The organism is Nostoc sp. C052, from assembly GCF_013393905.1.
Classification (GTDB): Bacteria; Cyanobacteriota; Cyanobacteriia; order Cyanobacteriales; family Nostocaceae; genus Nostoc.
Genome location: NZ_CP040273.1, coordinates 339,114 through 354,271, shown reverse-complemented (window position 1 = coordinate 354,271; position 15,158 = coordinate 339,114). Strand labels below are relative to the sequence as shown.

Here is a 15,158-nt window from a genome sequence, read left to right as displayed (position 1 = left end):
TCTGCGGAATGTAGTTATAAATTTCCAGGTAGTTGAGTAGCCTTGAGCAATTCCATATGATTAGCATGATTTTTTCCGAATAATCAAAATTTTAAGCTCAAGCTTTATTAGACTGAGGCTCCGCGCCAGATACAGTCCCAAAGCCTTGAGATCCCTGGCGACCACTTCCATCGCAGCGATACCACCGCCCTCAATGGATTCCACAAAATCCTCACGGGAGGTAAACGGAAAATCTCCAGTCTGCCAAAGTCCCAGGCGATTGGCGTATGAGAGATTTGAGACAATAGTAGCACCAGTTGCAGAAACATAGATAACCCGTGCTGATGACAGTGCGTTTTGCAACCGCAGCCCAACAATACCTTGCTGGGATGCTGCAACCATACCAAGTTTGCCCTCTTGTGCCATTGCATTGCCCATGCTGTGGCACTCGTCAAAGGAGATAGTACCCTCAAAATCCTTACCTGCCCATTCAACGATTTGCTTAAGCCGACTTTTACCGTTCTTTTGAGAACGTAGAGTAGAGTACGTGCAGAACAGAATGCCTTGGGTGAAGGGAATTGGATCGGCAAGTTTGATGTTGCCCAGGTCGATAATATCTTTTTCACTACCTCCGAGCGCACACCAATCTCTACGTGCGTCCTCAATAAGAGCAGAACTCTTTGATACCCAAATGGCTTTTCTTCGTTCCTGACACCAGTTGTCGAGGATGATTCCTGCACATTGTCTTCCTTTCCCTGCGCCTGTCCCATCGCCTAAGAACCAGCCACGACGAAATTTTACAGCATTTTCTTCGCCAGTTGCCGCTACAGTCACATTATCCCATGAATCATCGACAATATAAGACCCAGAAAGAAATTCACCGTGCGCCTGACCTGCGTAAATAACGCTTTCAAGTTGTCCTTCAGATAACAATCCTTGTGAGACAATGTTTCGCGGGAGATGCGGTTTGTAAGTGGGTGGTGGTGGCGAGACAAGCGCTAGGGCTGCACTCTCACAGAGTAGCGAGGGATGAGGTAAAGCGTCCTTGATCCGGATTCTTTGTGGGCGATAGGTTTCGTATAAAGTATCTTTGAGTCCTTCAGTAGCAGACCATTCGACGACTTCGTATTCCAGAATAACCACATCTGGAATTGAAGAAAGTGTTTCTGCTTGAACTACCACAGAGCGTTTTGGTAATTGAACAACTTTTGCGATTGCCGCAGCAGCTTTGATATCTGAGCTTTCCCACGAAGACCTCTGTGGCAACTGCTCAATTAATGCCAGTATTTCAGGCAAATCCAAGGTTTCAGAAATACAGGGGATTTCGCCGGGATTATCAGCCGGAACCTTGTCAATTACTGTGATTCTGGTGTCAATTTGCGTCCCATGCTTTGAGTACACCTTGCCGTTAACCCCGACCGACATTAAAACTCGCGCAAAATCCTGCCACTTAAGGAAAGTCTCTCGCCAGCTTGGGTTAGCCGGAGAAAACCAATTGGCTGTGATTGTTACCAATCGTCCACCGTCAGCCAGTCTTTGCAATGCCGAGTTTATGTGGCGAGGAGTTGCGTCGGGATTGCGACTGTTGATTTTGGGAGATGCGGAGAAAGGCGGATTCATCAGCACAACTGAGGGCTGAGTCTTGCCAACCAGATAGTCGTTAATCTGTTCTGCGTTTACAGAGAATAGCGGTGTACCTGGAAACAACCGACGCAGAATCTTTGTTCTATCGGGTGCAAGCTCGTTGAGCATCAGACTTGCACTGTGCAGTTTAGCCATTTGTGCCAATAGGCCAGTTCCGGCACTTGGCTCCAAAATCAAATCATCAGCCTTTATAAATCCTGCTTTGGCTACTAGATAAGCAAGCGGCAGAGGGGTGGAGAATTGCTGAAGCTGTACTGATTCTTCACTGCGCCGTGTTTGCGTTGGACAAAGGGCTACTAACTTTTCCAATTCCAATAATACTGTTAGCGGCGACTCTAATAAAAGCTTGTAACCTTTTTGGCGCAGATATAATATTTGTGCTACTTCCACAGCTTCGTAAGCATCTTTCCACTGCCATGCGCCCTCTGCTGCCGTGCCGTGAAAGTGGCGATTCATCTGGGACTGAATTGTTTTAGTCCCGATAGTTCGTTTTTCAATCAGTGATTTGGTGAGTTCTTGAGCAACGTTGAGGATTGATTGTCCGTAGTCCAGAACTGTTTCTAGGTCAAATAGAGTTCCTTGTGTGGCTATAAGGCTGACCATATCTATTATATGAATACATCACTTTCGCTTTGGCGTAGCCGTTTGAGCTAAGGACGTGTTAACTATAATTTTTTTGGTACTTTCCAGTTATCTTGCGTGGCTTGGTGGACTGGCGCTTAGTACTAGTTGAGGCGGATTTCTTAGACGTGGACGATTTTGCTTTAGTCCGCTTGGGTTTGATCGGTTGTACTTTGGTAGGTGGGAGTAGTCGGAGTCTGGGGAAAGGGATTATAACTTGGCATGAGAACACAATGGTGAGGGGATTGTGGTTCTAGAGTCCAGGGGTCGGAAATTTTCTCAAATGCGATCGCCCTTGGAGTGACTTGTTGCATTTCCTGTTGTGGAGTAGGTTGTGGGGAAGTTGCGGAAACTGTGGGCTGTTCAATAACTGATGGCTCCCATTCGATTGGCGGCAAGGGTACAACCCACAAACCATCTATGAAATCGAAAACTATCAGCGCAACAAAGCTGATAACGACTGCTTGGATCGTCAGCGTGAGAGTAGCTTGGATATCCATAATTAACTCCAAATGTTTGTGATTTTTCAATTTTGTAGTGAGGCGTTGCAGTTGGGTTTGGTCGTTGCAACTCTCACTCTGGCTTTGGCGTAGCCATGAAAATTCCCATTCACAAAACGGGTGATTATGTTTACCCAGAGCATTGAAATCTTCTTAGCAAAGGCTAAGATCCAAAAAGTTACTAATTGCAATAAGCAATGGCAAGCAAAGAAATCCAAGTCCGAGAGTACACCGTCAGAGCGCACAAGCGGGAAATTCACACTCGCGTTTTCAACTTTGTGTGTAAGCAGTGCGAACAACCCACACAACGAGAAACCTTTGGAGTTAGACCTCTATATTGCGAGAAATGCCGTCCTCCTCAACCTCCCAAGCAATCGAAAGTAGTCCCTATAGGCAAGAAGAAACTCAGAGCGATGAACTATAAGAGTGGGAAGGATATTGCTGGGTAAGTTGTTGTCTCATGGTTTTGAGCGATACCTTCTCTTTCAGAGACGCATTCGCGTTCGAGAGGCAATGCCTTTCTGCGGAAGGCACTCGCGTTCAGCACGTCTTCTCTACGAGACGCACTCGCATTCGACGAACGCCACCGGAAAAAGCGGTTACGCCATCGCACGCAAGTGAATGAAGCAGCAGCTATGTGTGAGGTTACGGCAGTTGCATCAAGTGGCCAGCCGTGACTCTTCTATGGATTGGCTGTTACAGGGGTTGGGGATTTTGCTCCCACCGTATCTTTCACGGGAGCAATCGAAACTGCTGGCGGCTGTTGAAAAGGAGTACAACCTTGTATAGAGACAGCAAAAGTAAACTTGATTATTAATGCAACAATGCAACAATTAACTCGTTGTACAAGTAACCGCGATGCCTGCGGTGTTCTCATTGCCATCGTGTCAGCCCTGAGTTGTCAGTTATATGTTTGGCGCTTACGAGATAGCGGGGAAAGCGATGGCAGGGCATTTTATTACTAGTAAGTGCCTAAAAAGTAACCATCCGCAAAAATAATTTGCGCTTGGCAAGCAAACTGGCAATTTCTGTGATAGTCTTTTTATATGGGGAATCAAGACAGCGAAAGCACAAAAACTCGTCAAAGAGAAATGATATAAACTCCTAGACCTCACTTTCGCCTTGGCAGATGCAATATTTAAATCCGCTACGGCTTTTTGAAACCAAGAGACAAAGCCAATGAAGCAGGATAGTGACCTCCGTAATAACTTGAAGTCGATTAGAACTCGCTTAGGCATGAGCCAACAAGATTTGGCTAACATCGCTAATGTGACTCGTCAGACTATTAGTGGTGTAGAGTCGGGACTATATGCTCCGTCTGTTGCCATAACACTTCGCTTGGCCAAAGCGCTTGGCTGTCAAGTTGAGGATCTATTCTGGTTAGAGCGGGATTTACCTGAAATCGAAGCAGTTCTTGCCAAACCTGTTCCTAATGGTCAGCAACTACGAGTTAGCATGGCTCGTGTAGGAGGACAATGGATAGCTTATCCTTTAATTGGCAAGGATGCTTTTCGCCAAGATATGATTCCGGCTGATGGTGAAAGTACAAGTGTTGCAGGTACAAATAAAGTTCGAGTCCGTCTTTTAGACGATAATCTCGACACACTCCACAACACCGTTGTGATTGCTGGTTGTGCCCCTGTGATTTCACTATGGGCAAGAGCCACCGAACGCTGGCATCCCCAACTGCGAGTTCAATATAACTTCGCCAATAGCATGGCTGCATTGCACAGTCTATGCAGAGGTGAGGCACACATCGCTGGGATGCATTTGTACGATCCTGAAAGTGGTGAGTATAATACTCCCTTTGTTCGAGATGTTCTGGCTGGAAGGGAAGCAGTTCTGATTACCCTTGGTGTCTGGGAGGAGGGACTTTTGTTGAAGTCAGGGAACCCAATGGGAATTAGAACAGTTAGCGACTTAGTGGCTGGGGGAGCGACTATTGTTAACCGCGAAATAGGTTCTGGTAGTCGGATGCTTTTGGAACAAACACTCCAAAAGGAGCAGATACCGTTCGATGCTGTTCAGGGGTTTGATAATATACTCAAAAGTCACCAGGATGTTGCCCAAGCTGTAGGATTAGGAGTTGCCGATGCAGCTATTAGCACGGCATCTATAGCTACCGCATTTGGGCTGGGATTTATCCCTTTACATCAGTCACGATATGATTTGGTGATTCTCAAAGAATATTTAGAAGAAGCACCTGTACAACAGTTGCTCAGTACTTTGGGACATCGAATGGTTCACTCACAATTTGAAATTCTCGGCGGTTACGATATCAGCAAAATTGGAGAAGTTGTAGCGACTGTTTAGAGTGGATTGCAATGGTTGGTTGTGTGCTTAAAGGAATACTTGGCGTAAATTGAAATTCCTGTTGCAACCACTCTTGAGGTATGAGCAACCTTCTTTGTGATTACAACAACTAAAATAATGCTGAATTCGTAATTCGGATTTCAATTTGAGTTTCCGGCTTGAAATTTGTAGCTTTCTTTTTTGCAATTGGTATTGCTACCGTTAGAGAAATCATTTAGGTGAGCGGATGGTAATACTTGCAATATTCCTTGAGTAATGACTGAATGGCACGCTTGTTAAGGGCAAAGCCATGATATAGCTGCATGAGAGGGTGTGGGGTTGCAGGTATTGGTGTGTGGGGAATTAAAAAGATGTTGAACTCCTTGAGGCAAGTAAAATTTAATTGTCTTAAAACTACACCCTACCCCCTGCCAGCAAGGAGGTTTCAGCTTTTCAAGCGTGCCATTCAGTAATGACTCTAGGTCAACGAAAACTGACTAAAACTTGAATATGTTCTTTATTCGGACTCTTTTTGCTGTAGAACGAGCGCCTCCAATAACGTTCTACATAAGGTCACTGCTGTAATTTAACAGCACAATTGCCTCATAAACCGACACACCCAACAAACAATTGCAGGATAAATTATCATGTCCGACGAAAGAATTAGACAGATTGCTTTTTACGGTAAAGGTGGTATTGGTAAATCTACCACTTCTCAAAACACCCTAGCTGCAATGGCAGAAGTGGGTAAACGCATCTTGATTGTCGGATGTGACCCGAAAGCTGACTCCACTCGTTTGATTTTGCACTGTAAAGCTCAAACTACTGTGCTGCATTTAGCTGCTGAACGGGGCGCTGTGGAAGATATTGAACTCGAAGAAGTTGTAATCACGGGTTTCCGCAATATCAGATGCGTAGAATCAGGCGGGCCAGAACCTGGCGTAGGTTGTGCCGGTCGGGGTATCATCACCGCCATTAACTTCCTTGAAGAAAACGGCGCTTATTCAGATGTAGATTTCGTATCTTACGATGTATTGGGCGACGTTGTATGTGGTGGTTTTGCGATGCCAATTCGTGAAGGTAAAGCCCAAGAAATCTACATTGTTACCTCTGGTGAAATGATGGCGATGTTTGCAGCTAACAACATTGCTCGTGGCGTTCTCAAATATGCTCACACTGGTGGTGTACGTCTGGGTGGACTGATTTGTAACAGCCGCAAAACTGACCGAGAAGATGAACTGATTAGCACCCTTGCAGCTAGATTAAGTACTCAGATGATTCACTTCGTCCCCCGTGACAATATCGTACAACACGCCGAATTGCGTCGGATGACTGTAAACGAGTACGCACCCGACAGTAACCAAGCTAATGAATATCGCACACTAGCAGACAAGATTATCAACAATACAAATCTCGCCGTTCCCACACCCATCGAAATGGATGAGTTAGAAGATTTGTTGATTGAATTCGGTATCCTTGAAAGTGAAGAAAATGCTGCGAAACTAATTAGCCAAGCAGATGCTGCTAAGAAGCAAGAAGATGCTGAAGGTGAAGCATTAGAAGCACTAAAAAAAGGAAATGTAGAAATAGTTTCTGGTAGCGATAAGAAGTAAGATTCTTGTTCAGACTCCGATACTAGATACAGAGTAAATATGAGGTGGGCTATTTTATCCCACCCTCTGACCAATCCTTTAAAATGGAGGTAGTGGAATAGCCAATCTTAACTCTCTGCATTTGAATCACTGTGTTAACACTAATCTACCAAGGTGTACACGGCAAAATTAATACTTTAATAGTCTAGTTCGTGTTTTTGTTTTCTCCTTCTCTAACGTAGTTGGTGTTTATGTTTTAGGGGATGGAAAACTATTTTTCTCATCCCCTTTTATTCCATGCTTTAGATACACAGTTAATGAATGAAAATCATATCAAAGCCTTTTGGAATTGTCTTAACACCTAATAACTTATACCTATTATCACCAAACAAATGAATCCTACCCCAGAAAAAATCAACGATTCATTCAGTGAGTCAAATTCCGAAGATACTCGTCAACAGCAGAAACTGCATAAAAAAAAGTCCTCCATACAATTACCCCAACCTGGAACTACTCAAGGGAGTTGTGCTTTTGATAGTGCAATGATTACCCTAGTACCAATCACCGATGCTGCTCATGTAGTTCACGGGCCAAGCGGCTGTGCTGCCAGTATTTGGGGAAGTTACAGTAGTCTTTCTTCTGGTTCGATGCTGTACAAAATACGTTTTAGCAGCGACATCGATGAGAACGATATCATCTTCGGTGGAGCCAAAAAGCTGTACAAAGGCATTTTAGAATTAGCAAGACGCTACAAACCGACGGCGGTATTTGTTTACTCCACTTGCATCACCGCCCTGATTGGAGATGATATCGAAGGAGTTTGCAAAAATGCCATCGAAAACACAGGAATACCCACTATCCCTGTACATTGCCCTGGATTCATTGGGAACCAAAATTTGGGCAATCGTGTTGCTGGTGAAGCGTTGCTAGAACACGTTATTGGAACAGCCGAGCCAGACACTAGTACACCTTATGACATCAACCTAATTGGTGAACATAATATCGCAGGTGCAATATGGAATGTTCTACCGTTATTGGAGAAATTAGGTATCAGAGTTTTGGCAAAAATTACAGGGGATGCTGCCTACAAAGAAGTTTGCTATGCCCATCGTGCCAAACTTAACGTGCTGCTCTCCTCTAAATCACTAATTAACATGGCAAAAAGCATGGAGAAAAAATATGGTATCCCCTATATTGAAGAGTCTATTTATGGTATAGAGTCAATCAACCAATGTTTAAAGAATATTGCTGTAAAGTTAGGTAAATCTGATTTGCAGGAACGTACAGAAAAGCTAATTGTAGAAGAAACTGCTGAAATAGATGAAAAACTCAGTATGTATATCACCCGATTGCAAGGTAAACGTATTATCCTTTCTATTGGAAGTTTCAAGAGTTGGTTGATTATCTTTGCTGTTAAGAAATTGGAGATGGAAGTTATTGCTATCCTTACTAAGGATAATACTGATGAAGATAAAATTAGAGTCAAAAGTTTGTTGGGTAAAGATGGCATAATTCTAGAGCAAAATAGTCCTGAAGAAATCCTACAGATAATTAACTCTAATCTTGCTGATATGTTAATTACTGATAAGCGCTATCAAGACACTTCTCTCACAGCTAGGATTCCATTTTTAGATATTAATACTGAACGCAACCATCCCTATGCAGGCTATGTAGGAATCTTAGAGGTAGCACGAGAATTGTATGCCGCTTTTTACAATCCTGTATGGGAACAAGTATGCCAGCTAGCCCCGTGGGAAGTAGGAGTAGAGTCAGCAGGAAATTCTCAACAGGAGGAAATTTGATGGCGATTATTAGCGTTACGAGTACATCAGTTGCAGTTAATCCCCTGAAGCAAAGCCAAACTATGGGTGCAGTTTTAGCCTTTTTAGGATTGAAGGGAATCATGCCTTTATTACACGGTTCTCAAGGCTGCACTGCTTTGACTAAGGCAGTATTAGTACAACATTTCCGTCAGACGATTCCTCTTTCCAGTACAGCAATGACCGAAGTTGCAACCATTTTGGGTGGCGAGGAAAGAGTTGAACAAGCAATCTTGACTTTGGTGCAGAGATCCAAACCAGAAATTATCGGTCTTTGTAGCACTGGACTTGTGGAGACCAGAGGCGATGATATGGGACGCTTTGTGAAGGAGATTCGCCACCGTCACCCAGAACTAGATTATTTACCAATTGTGCTTGTCTCTACACCGGATTTCAAAGGTACATTACAGGATGGCTTTGCCGGTGCAGTTGAGAGTATAGTTAGGGAAATTCCCCAAAAAGGCTCCAAGCAAGACCCTTGTCCCACACAAATCACTATTTTGGCGAGTTCTGCCTTCACACCAGGGGATGTACAGGAAATCAAAGAGATTGTCACCTCTTTTGGACTTGAACCTATTGTTGTACCTGACCTTTCTGGCTCATTAGATGGTCATATAGAAGATTATTCTAGTGCCATTACAGCTAATGGCACAAATGCAGCACAATTACGCTCAATTGGCAGTTCTGTATTCACTTTGGCGCTAGGTGATAGTATGCGAGGTGCAGCACAAATTTTGGAGCAGAGATTCAATATACCCTATGAGGTATTTAGTGAATTGACGGGACTAACAGCAGTAGATAAATTCCTACAAGCATTGGTGGATATCAGTGGTGTCAGCGTACCGAAGAAATACCGCCGTCAACGCCGTCAGTTGCAATATGTGATGTTGGAGAATCATTTTTACTTTGGGTGCAAGCGAGTTGCTTTGGCGCTGGAACCAGATTTACTTTGGTCAACGGTTGCTTTTTTGCGATCGCTAGGGGTTGAGATTCATGCAGCAGTAACAACGACACGCTTTCCTCTGTTAGAAAAACTACCGATTAAGAGCGTCACTATCGGCGATTTGGAAGACTTTGAGCAATTGGCGGTTGGGTCTGATTTACTAATTACCAACTCTCATGGAGTGGCGATCGCTCAACGCTTGAAAATTCCTCTCTACCGTCAAGGAATTCCCATTTTTGACCGCTTAGATCACAGTCAATTTACCAAAGTTGGCTATCGAGGTACTATGCAGTTTTTGTTTGACATTGGCAATCTGTTTTTAGAGCAGGAAACAAGGGGTAAGCATTAATACAGAGCCGAATGGCACTAAGACTCATGTGAAACCTCGTGAGGGCTATCTTGTTGGGGGTAGGGTTACAAGTTCGTGTTCCAGACAATTGAATGCGAGTACGTCAAGTAGTTCAACATCTTCTTAATTCCCTACACCTGAACCTGCAACCCCACACCCTTTCATCCAGGAATACCAGGGATTTACGCTTTTCAAGCGTGCCATTCAATACAGAGCCAATTCTAACTGTTTATCCCATTATTACCAATAATATTGGTAATAAGTAACACAAGATACAATCTTGCCGATCAACTTCAGCTTTGATAGTTACTATCAAGTCGTATATTCGATCAAAAATATACCAACCAATGCCGATCAGCTCGTGCCTAGCTCCTGCATTGACTAAAATTAAGTCTTTTACTGTTCATGAATTCATCACAGCTAAAAAAAACAACTGCCAAAGCGAGTCCTATTACAAGAAAGCTTCGCCGACGTTTTGATTTCACACAATCTGCGATGCCTGAGTTGGGCGTACCCCTATTCAAAAGCATTCTACGCAAACGCGTAGCATCCCGCAGGGAACACAGAGAAGCGTCTTGGAGAGAAACGATGCCGAAGGCAGGCAAAGCCATCGCACCAGATGCGCTTACCTGGTTCGAGGTTATTGGCTATACAGTTTTATTAGAGCCAGATATTGCTTTGGGTAAACATCAGATAGGGCGCAGTAATTATACTAAGGTGGTTTTGTATGAGCGCCTTCATAGTGCTTTGCAGAAAATTAACCCGACAAAACCGGATGAGGCGATCGCCGCAGCTATCCATCAGGTTACTTGTACTCATGGTTCCGACTTACTGGAAAATAACCGTCGCTTTCACAAATTCTTGACCAATGGTGTGAAAGTTGAATACCTGTATAACGAAGAAATAGTTCATGACTTTGTGTGCCTCATTGATACGTCTAATCTACTAAACAATGATTGGCTAGCTATTCATCCCTTGACTATAGTTGAGGGGAGTTATACTCACTGTCCTGATGTAGTTGTGTTTATCAACGGTTTACCCTTGGCAGTTATTGCCTCGATTCAGCTAAGTGATGAACAGGCGACTTTCAAAGAAGGTTATCAGCGAATTCAGACCTATTGTCAACAAATACCAAAGCTGTTTGACTACAATACATTCCTAGTTGTTACTTATGGAAATCGGGCACGAATCGGTACATTAACCTCAGACTGGCAGGAGTTTTTACCCTGGCGCACCATTGATGGAGAAGATTTTCCTGCCAAGGGCGCAACTGAACTAGAAGTGCTGATTCAAGGCATTTTTGACAAACGGCGTTTGCTAGAGCAAGTGTTGCACTTGATAGTGTTTGAGGAGAACGGAAGCAGTATTAGTAAAAAATTGCTTCGCCGACCTTTTTGTACTACACAGTACCCCAAAAAATCTTTATCTTTGCACCAAGGCTAGTAGTCTGCCAACCCAAAATTGTTAGGTGAGGGCTTGCAACACAAAAACAAGAACATTTACTATGATTTCCCGACTTTGGGTGCAACTACAAAAGTGCTTATTGCGCCATCTTTGAATAGATGGCGTGATTAAAACACGCAGGATCATTGTATTTTTTTGACTAATAATTCCCAATCCCTAGTTATTTACTATGAATAAATCCCCCCTTCCCGCAGATGATTTGCCTCCAACTGGAGCACCTATACTTAACGAGTTATTCTACAGGCAATTAGAAGAAGCTACTTGCAGGCGATTTTATCAAGCTTGCGGCCCAATTATGCGAGTTTTACTATCAAATTGTCACTGGTATTTCAAGATAAATACTAGTCCTCTGATGTTACTCATTATCTGTTATGACATAGAAAGTTATCTGCATATAGTCGATGCTATTCCCCAGTTCATCAAAAAGTTGAAGCAGTTTTCCAACAAGGGCAAAATTCACCTTTTTTCACCAGATTATAAAGGAGAACCTTGGGAAATCGAGATTGAAGAAACATCAGATGATGAAGCCTAGTCAAACAGGTGAATAGGCGAAAATTTGGTATTAATCAAGGCAGTAGTATTTCATAGACAGCTAGGGTATATCCTCGGTTTTTATCCACAAAATCTAATGATTCACTAAATACTTTATGATAGTTGTTAAATTTGACTTTACGAGGATTAATTTTTAGTAAGGCTGTTTTAGTGCTTCAAGATAAATCCAGAATCATTCGTCAATGATAGCCCTAGTACAGCACGGTGTAAATAAACCACCCATTCCAAATCAACGAAACTCTTACGATGTATTCATTTTGACTTTTGACTTCCGTCTTGTGGTACTAGCCCTTTGACACATTGAATTTTGGCAAAATACCTTCAGATGATGCCCGGTTGGCAACAATATCAGAAAATAATCCTTCATACCGATCAAGTGCTTGCTCCAAAGAATAGTTTTCTACAGCAAATTGTCTTCCCTGATTACCTAGCTTCGCTCTTAGAATAGGATTGTTATACAAATCCTGTACTACAGCGGCCATTGCATTGGGTGATTCTGGCTCCACAATTATCCCACCACCACTGAGTTCGATCGCTTTAGCAGCAGTACCATTGGCTGGAACTGAACCTACGATCGGGCGTCCACTCGCCAGCAGTAGTGGTATTTTTGAAGGCATATTGAAAGAAATCACATTGCACTTCTGCACAATTAGCCCCACATCAGATGCTGCTAGCATTTCGGGTAGTTTTTCTCGCGGCTGTAACGGTAACAGCAAAACATTATCTGCTCCATTTAATAGACAATATTCCTGTAACCTTTGCAATGCTCTTGATTCGCCAACAATCACAAAGACGATATCTTTGATATGACGCAAACAAACTGCTGCTTCTATTACTGTCTCTAAACCTTGCGTTAAAGCAATGTTGCCCGAATAAAGTACTACAAATTTGCCATCCAGTTGATGTGTATGTCTCCAGGCGTTATTGTGTTTAGGTAAAGGGCGGATGAAATTTATATTCACCCAATTAGGAATGCAAACAATTTTATTAACAGGTACTCCTTTATTCACTAAATTCTCGCTAAACCCATCAGCAATAACGCTAATAGTGTGTGCAGTTCGATATGCAAATTTCTCTAAGGCTGTAAGAGTTCGGATCATCCATTTGTTTTTCAGTAGCCCAACACGCACGGCAGCTTCTGGTAAAATATCTTGCACATTCAGAATTAATGGGCAGTTGTATAACCAACTAAATATTGTTGCTGGTAATGTAGCAAAAAGAGGTGGAACTGTTAAGATAATCACCTCTGGACGTTTACCTTTAAAGACTTGTGGCAAGCTTGTGAATACAAAGCTCAACTCTAATAAAAGCCTATCTAGGAGGTTGGGTTTAGACTTAATCCGCAGGTAACTTCGTTGGATTGTGACGCCATTTTTTTGTTCATTAACGTACCACTTACCCCGATACTCATCGTAAATCTTGCGCTGAGGATAGTTGGGCATTCCGGTAATTACTCGCACTTCATGACCTCGCCTTACTAGTCCTTCTGCCAATTCGGTCATTAAGGGAGCAATTCCAATCGGCTCTGGATGATAGTTGTAGGAATAGATCAGAATGTGCATGAGTTATTTGTAAATTTCGTGTCATGAAGACAAGAATATTAGTTACTTGGTTTTTTGCGAGCTATAAAACCACGTCTTTTGATACCATCGTTGAAAAATCCGACAATATCACCCTTATTGTTAATGCCATAAACGTAGGTAGCATATGCACCAGGAACATTAATGGCACTGAAGTTATTTCCTTGTTTTAAAAACCCCCGATTTGCTATCCCATCATAGAAAAATCCAACAATATCCCCCTGATTGTTGATACCACTGGCGTAGGTAAAAATTGCACGAGGGACATCAAAGTTAGTAAAGTTATTTCCTTGCTTTAAGAAAGCATGATATCCTGTGATACCTTGAAAGTATCCGACAATATTTCCCCAATCATTGATGCCATTGGCGATCGTATACTGGTAGGTAGTATTAGGGTTATCAAAGGAACTATAATTATTTCCTTTCTTTAAGAAACCGTGAGTTCCTGTATTGTCACGGAAAAATCCGACAATAATACCCTGATTATTTATATCTCTGCCTGACTGATTGTTGAAGTATTGAGCAAAAGCTGGGTCTAAACCAGGGACATCAATATTACTGAAGCTATTTCCTTGCTTTAAGAAAGTACGATATACGGTGTTTTGATAATAGGAGCCAACAACATTCCCCTGATTATTGATGCCATTCGCGTATGTGAGAAGTGCATTAGGATAATCAAAGGTAGTGAAGCTGCTTCCTTGCTTTAAAAAACCATGATCTCCTGCGCTGTCACGGAAATATCCGCTAATATCTCCCTGATCGTTGATGCTTTGGGCATCAGTAGCAATTGCATTAGGAACGTCAAATGTAGTGAATACAAGCTTGGCTGCTGGGATAGAAGAAGGATATGGCTCTGGCTTAGATATTTCGTTTTTTGATAATTTATTTACAGGAACAACACTCACATTATCTAGGTTGTACCAGTAAGAGCGCTGCTTGCTAGCAAACTTTAACTCTGTGATTCGTGATTTGGCTACAAAATAGTACGTATATTTTGTGAAACCTTGAAAGCCAACATTGACTTTCTCATCAATTAATTTTCCACCTACGTATGTCTGAAATACATTCTCATTTGGGTCATCATCTGCGTTTGCTAGATAGTAGCTTAGTTCATATTGACGGCCGGGTATAGTCTTGAGTTTCTGTGAGATGTAGGTAAAAATAGGGCCGTTATCATCGTAACGTGGAGCAAGACGTACACTCAAAGAATAGTTCTCAGCATTATCAACGGTATAATTTTCTAAAAAAATAGTAGTGGCAACATCAGCCGCAGTACTATTAAACCATCCAGAAATGAAAGGATTATTCCTGGTGCGATCGTAAGGACTTACAAGCGGGTCTACTGTAAAAACTCCGTTGACAACAAGATTTTCTGCTTGTTTCTTGGGAATAGCTTGTGCTTTCGGAATATAAGTGCTACTAACCACAGCAGTACTCATAAAAACGCTGGTGATTCCAGAAATAATCAGTCCGAGTTTTTGAGATGATTTCATCAGACCTCACTCCAATTAATGCAAATTTCACAGCAACTTATTGCCCCCCTTGCGATCAGAAGTGGGGCAATTTGTAAATACGCCTTAGTATTTTCTTAAAAACTTTCTTCAAGAAATTACCGACGTGAATTTCGCAAAGATAATTTGCAATCACAATACCAAATTTATTGGTATTTATACAAGACTTTTGGTATTTGTTTTAAGCGATTTGGAATGGTGAGGCAGTCCGGTCTTCTCCCAAAGGGAGAGGCTAGCGCCTTCGCGGAGCGTCTCGCAGAGAAGGGGGTTCCCCCCATGAGAAACTGCCGAGCGAGTCTTCTCCCAAGGGG

13 protein-coding genes are annotated in these 15,158 nt (G+C 42.6%); 9 read left to right on the top strand and 4 right to left on the bottom strand.

The window, feature by feature from the left end; genetic code table 11:
- Positions 1-60: 60 nt before the first annotated feature.
- The gene (locus FD723_RS33835; RefSeq protein WP_179069626.1) at positions 61-2,226 is read right to left on the bottom strand and encodes a strawberry notch-like NTP hydrolase domain-containing protein; all 2,166 of its coding nucleotides are present in this window, start codon (positions 2,224-2,226) and stop codon (positions 61-63) included.
- Between the two features lie 161 nt (positions 2,227-2,387).
- Positions 2,388-2,744, bottom strand: a complete 357-nt coding sequence (locus FD723_RS33830; RefSeq protein WP_256875245.1) for a hypothetical protein — start codon at positions 2,742-2,744, stop codon at positions 2,388-2,390.
- Positions 2,745-2,941: 197 nt separating this feature from the next.
- On the opposite strand from FD723_RS33830, the gene FD723_RS33825 reads away from it, so the two are divergent.
- The 9 genes from FD723_RS33825 to FD723_RS33785 all read left to right on the top strand — a co-directional run bounded on the left by FD723_RS33825 (position 2,942) and on the right by FD723_RS33785 (position 11,736).
- Entirely contained in the window at positions 2,942-3,193 is a 252-nt protein-coding gene (locus FD723_RS33825) for a hypothetical protein (protein WP_179069625.1), read from the top strand.
- Positions 3,194-3,365: 172 nt separating this feature from the next.
- Positions 3,366-3,533, top strand: coding sequence for a hypothetical protein (locus FD723_RS33820; protein ID WP_179069358.1), 168 nt, complete (start codon positions 3,366-3,368; stop codon positions 3,531-3,533).
- Between the two features lie 35 nt (positions 3,534-3,568).
- Positions 3,569-3,709 carry a hypothetical protein gene (locus tag FD723_RS33815; RefSeq protein WP_179069624.1) on the top strand — a complete coding sequence of 47 codons (141 nt, stop codon included), beginning with the start codon at positions 3,569-3,571 and terminating at the stop codon, positions 3,707-3,709.
- Between the two features lie 214 nt (positions 3,710-3,923).
- Complete coding sequence (locus FD723_RS33810) at positions 3,924-5,057, top strand: substrate-binding domain-containing protein (RefSeq protein ID WP_179069623.1); 1,134 nt, start codon at positions 3,924-3,926, stop codon at positions 5,055-5,057.
- Positions 5,058-5,683: 626 nt separating this feature from the next.
- On the top strand, positions 5,684-6,649 hold the full coding sequence (gene nifH, locus FD723_RS33805) for a nitrogenase iron protein (protein ID WP_179069622.1): 966 nt from the start codon (positions 5,684-5,686) through the stop codon (positions 6,647-6,649).
- A gap of 371 nt (positions 6,650-7,020) precedes the next feature.
- Positions 7,021-8,430: a nitrogenase iron-molybdenum cofactor biosynthesis protein NifE gene (nifE, locus tag FD723_RS33800; RefSeq protein ID WP_179069621.1), complete on the top strand. Its 1,410-nt coding sequence runs from the start codon at positions 7,021-7,023 to the stop codon at positions 8,428-8,430.
- Entirely contained in the window at positions 8,430-9,740 is a 1,311-nt protein-coding gene (gene nifN / locus FD723_RS33795) for a nitrogenase iron-molybdenum cofactor biosynthesis protein NifN (protein ID WP_179069620.1), read from the top strand. Before nifE ends, nifN begins: the two co-directional genes overlap by 1 nt.
- Before the next feature lie 405 nt (positions 9,741-10,145).
- Positions 10,146-11,183 carry a type I restriction endonuclease gene (locus FD723_RS33790; protein WP_179069619.1) on the top strand — a complete coding sequence of 346 codons (1,038 nt, stop codon included), beginning with the start codon at positions 10,146-10,148 and terminating at the stop codon, positions 11,181-11,183.
- Between the two features lie 190 nt (positions 11,184-11,373).
- Positions 11,374-11,736, top strand: coding sequence for a hypothetical protein (locus FD723_RS33785; protein ID WP_179069618.1), 363 nt, complete (start codon positions 11,374-11,376; stop codon positions 11,734-11,736).
- Between the two features lie 304 nt (positions 11,737-12,040).
- Here the strand turns inward: FD723_RS33785 and FD723_RS33780 are convergent, their stop codons facing one another.
- Together FD723_RS33780 and FD723_RS33775 are read right to left on the bottom strand one after the other, a co-directional pair.
- Positions 12,041-13,318, bottom strand: a complete 1,278-nt coding sequence (locus tag FD723_RS33780; RefSeq protein ID WP_179069617.1) for a glycosyltransferase family 4 protein — start codon at positions 13,316-13,318, stop codon at positions 12,041-12,043.
- 38 nt (positions 13,319-13,356) lie between these two features.
- Positions 13,357-14,829, bottom strand: a complete 1,473-nt coding sequence (locus FD723_RS33775) for a hypothetical protein (protein ID WP_179069616.1) — start codon at positions 14,827-14,829, stop codon at positions 13,357-13,359.
- Positions 14,830-15,158 lie beyond the last annotated feature (329 nt).

Excerpts from the sequence above, each read along its gene's own strand:
- FD723_RS33835 (WP_179069626.1), bottom strand. The coding sequence starts at position 2,226 with ATGGTCAGCCTTATAGCCACACAAGGAACTCTATTTGACCTAGAAACA.
- FD723_RS33830 (WP_256875245.1), bottom strand. The coding sequence starts at position 2,744 with ATGGATATCCAAGCTACTCTCACGCTGACGATCCAAGCAGTCGTTATC.
- FD723_RS33825 (WP_179069625.1), top strand. The coding sequence starts at position 2,942 with ATGGCAAGCAAAGAAATCCAAGTCCGAGAGTACACCGTCAGAGCGCAC.
- FD723_RS33820 (WP_179069358.1), top strand. The coding sequence starts at position 3,366 with ATGAAGCAGCAGCTATGTGTGAGGTTACGGCAGTTGCATCAAGTGGCC.
- FD723_RS33815 (WP_179069624.1), top strand. The coding sequence starts at position 3,569 with ATGCAACAATTAACTCGTTGTACAAGTAACCGCGATGCCTGCGGTGTT.
- FD723_RS33810 (WP_179069623.1), top strand. The coding sequence starts at position 3,924 with ATGAAGCAGGATAGTGACCTCCGTAATAACTTGAAGTCGATTAGAACT.
- nifH (WP_179069622.1), top strand. The coding sequence starts at position 5,684 with ATGTCCGACGAAAGAATTAGACAGATTGCTTTTTACGGTAAAGGTGGT.
- nifE (WP_179069621.1), top strand. The coding sequence starts at position 7,021 with ATGAATCCTACCCCAGAAAAAATCAACGATTCATTCAGTGAGTCAAAT.
- nifN (WP_179069620.1), top strand. The coding sequence starts at position 8,430 with ATGGCGATTATTAGCGTTACGAGTACATCAGTTGCAGTTAATCCCCTG.
- FD723_RS33790 (WP_179069619.1), top strand. The coding sequence starts at position 10,146 with ATGAATTCATCACAGCTAAAAAAAACAACTGCCAAAGCGAGTCCTATT.
- FD723_RS33785 (WP_179069618.1), top strand. The coding sequence starts at position 11,374 with ATGAATAAATCCCCCCTTCCCGCAGATGATTTGCCTCCAACTGGAGCA.
- FD723_RS33780 (WP_179069617.1), bottom strand. The coding sequence starts at position 13,318 with ATGCACATTCTGATCTATTCCTACAACTATCATCCAGAGCCGATTGGA.
- FD723_RS33775 (WP_179069616.1), bottom strand. The coding sequence starts at position 14,829 with ATGAAATCATCTCAAAAACTCGGACTGATTATTTCTGGAATCACCAGC.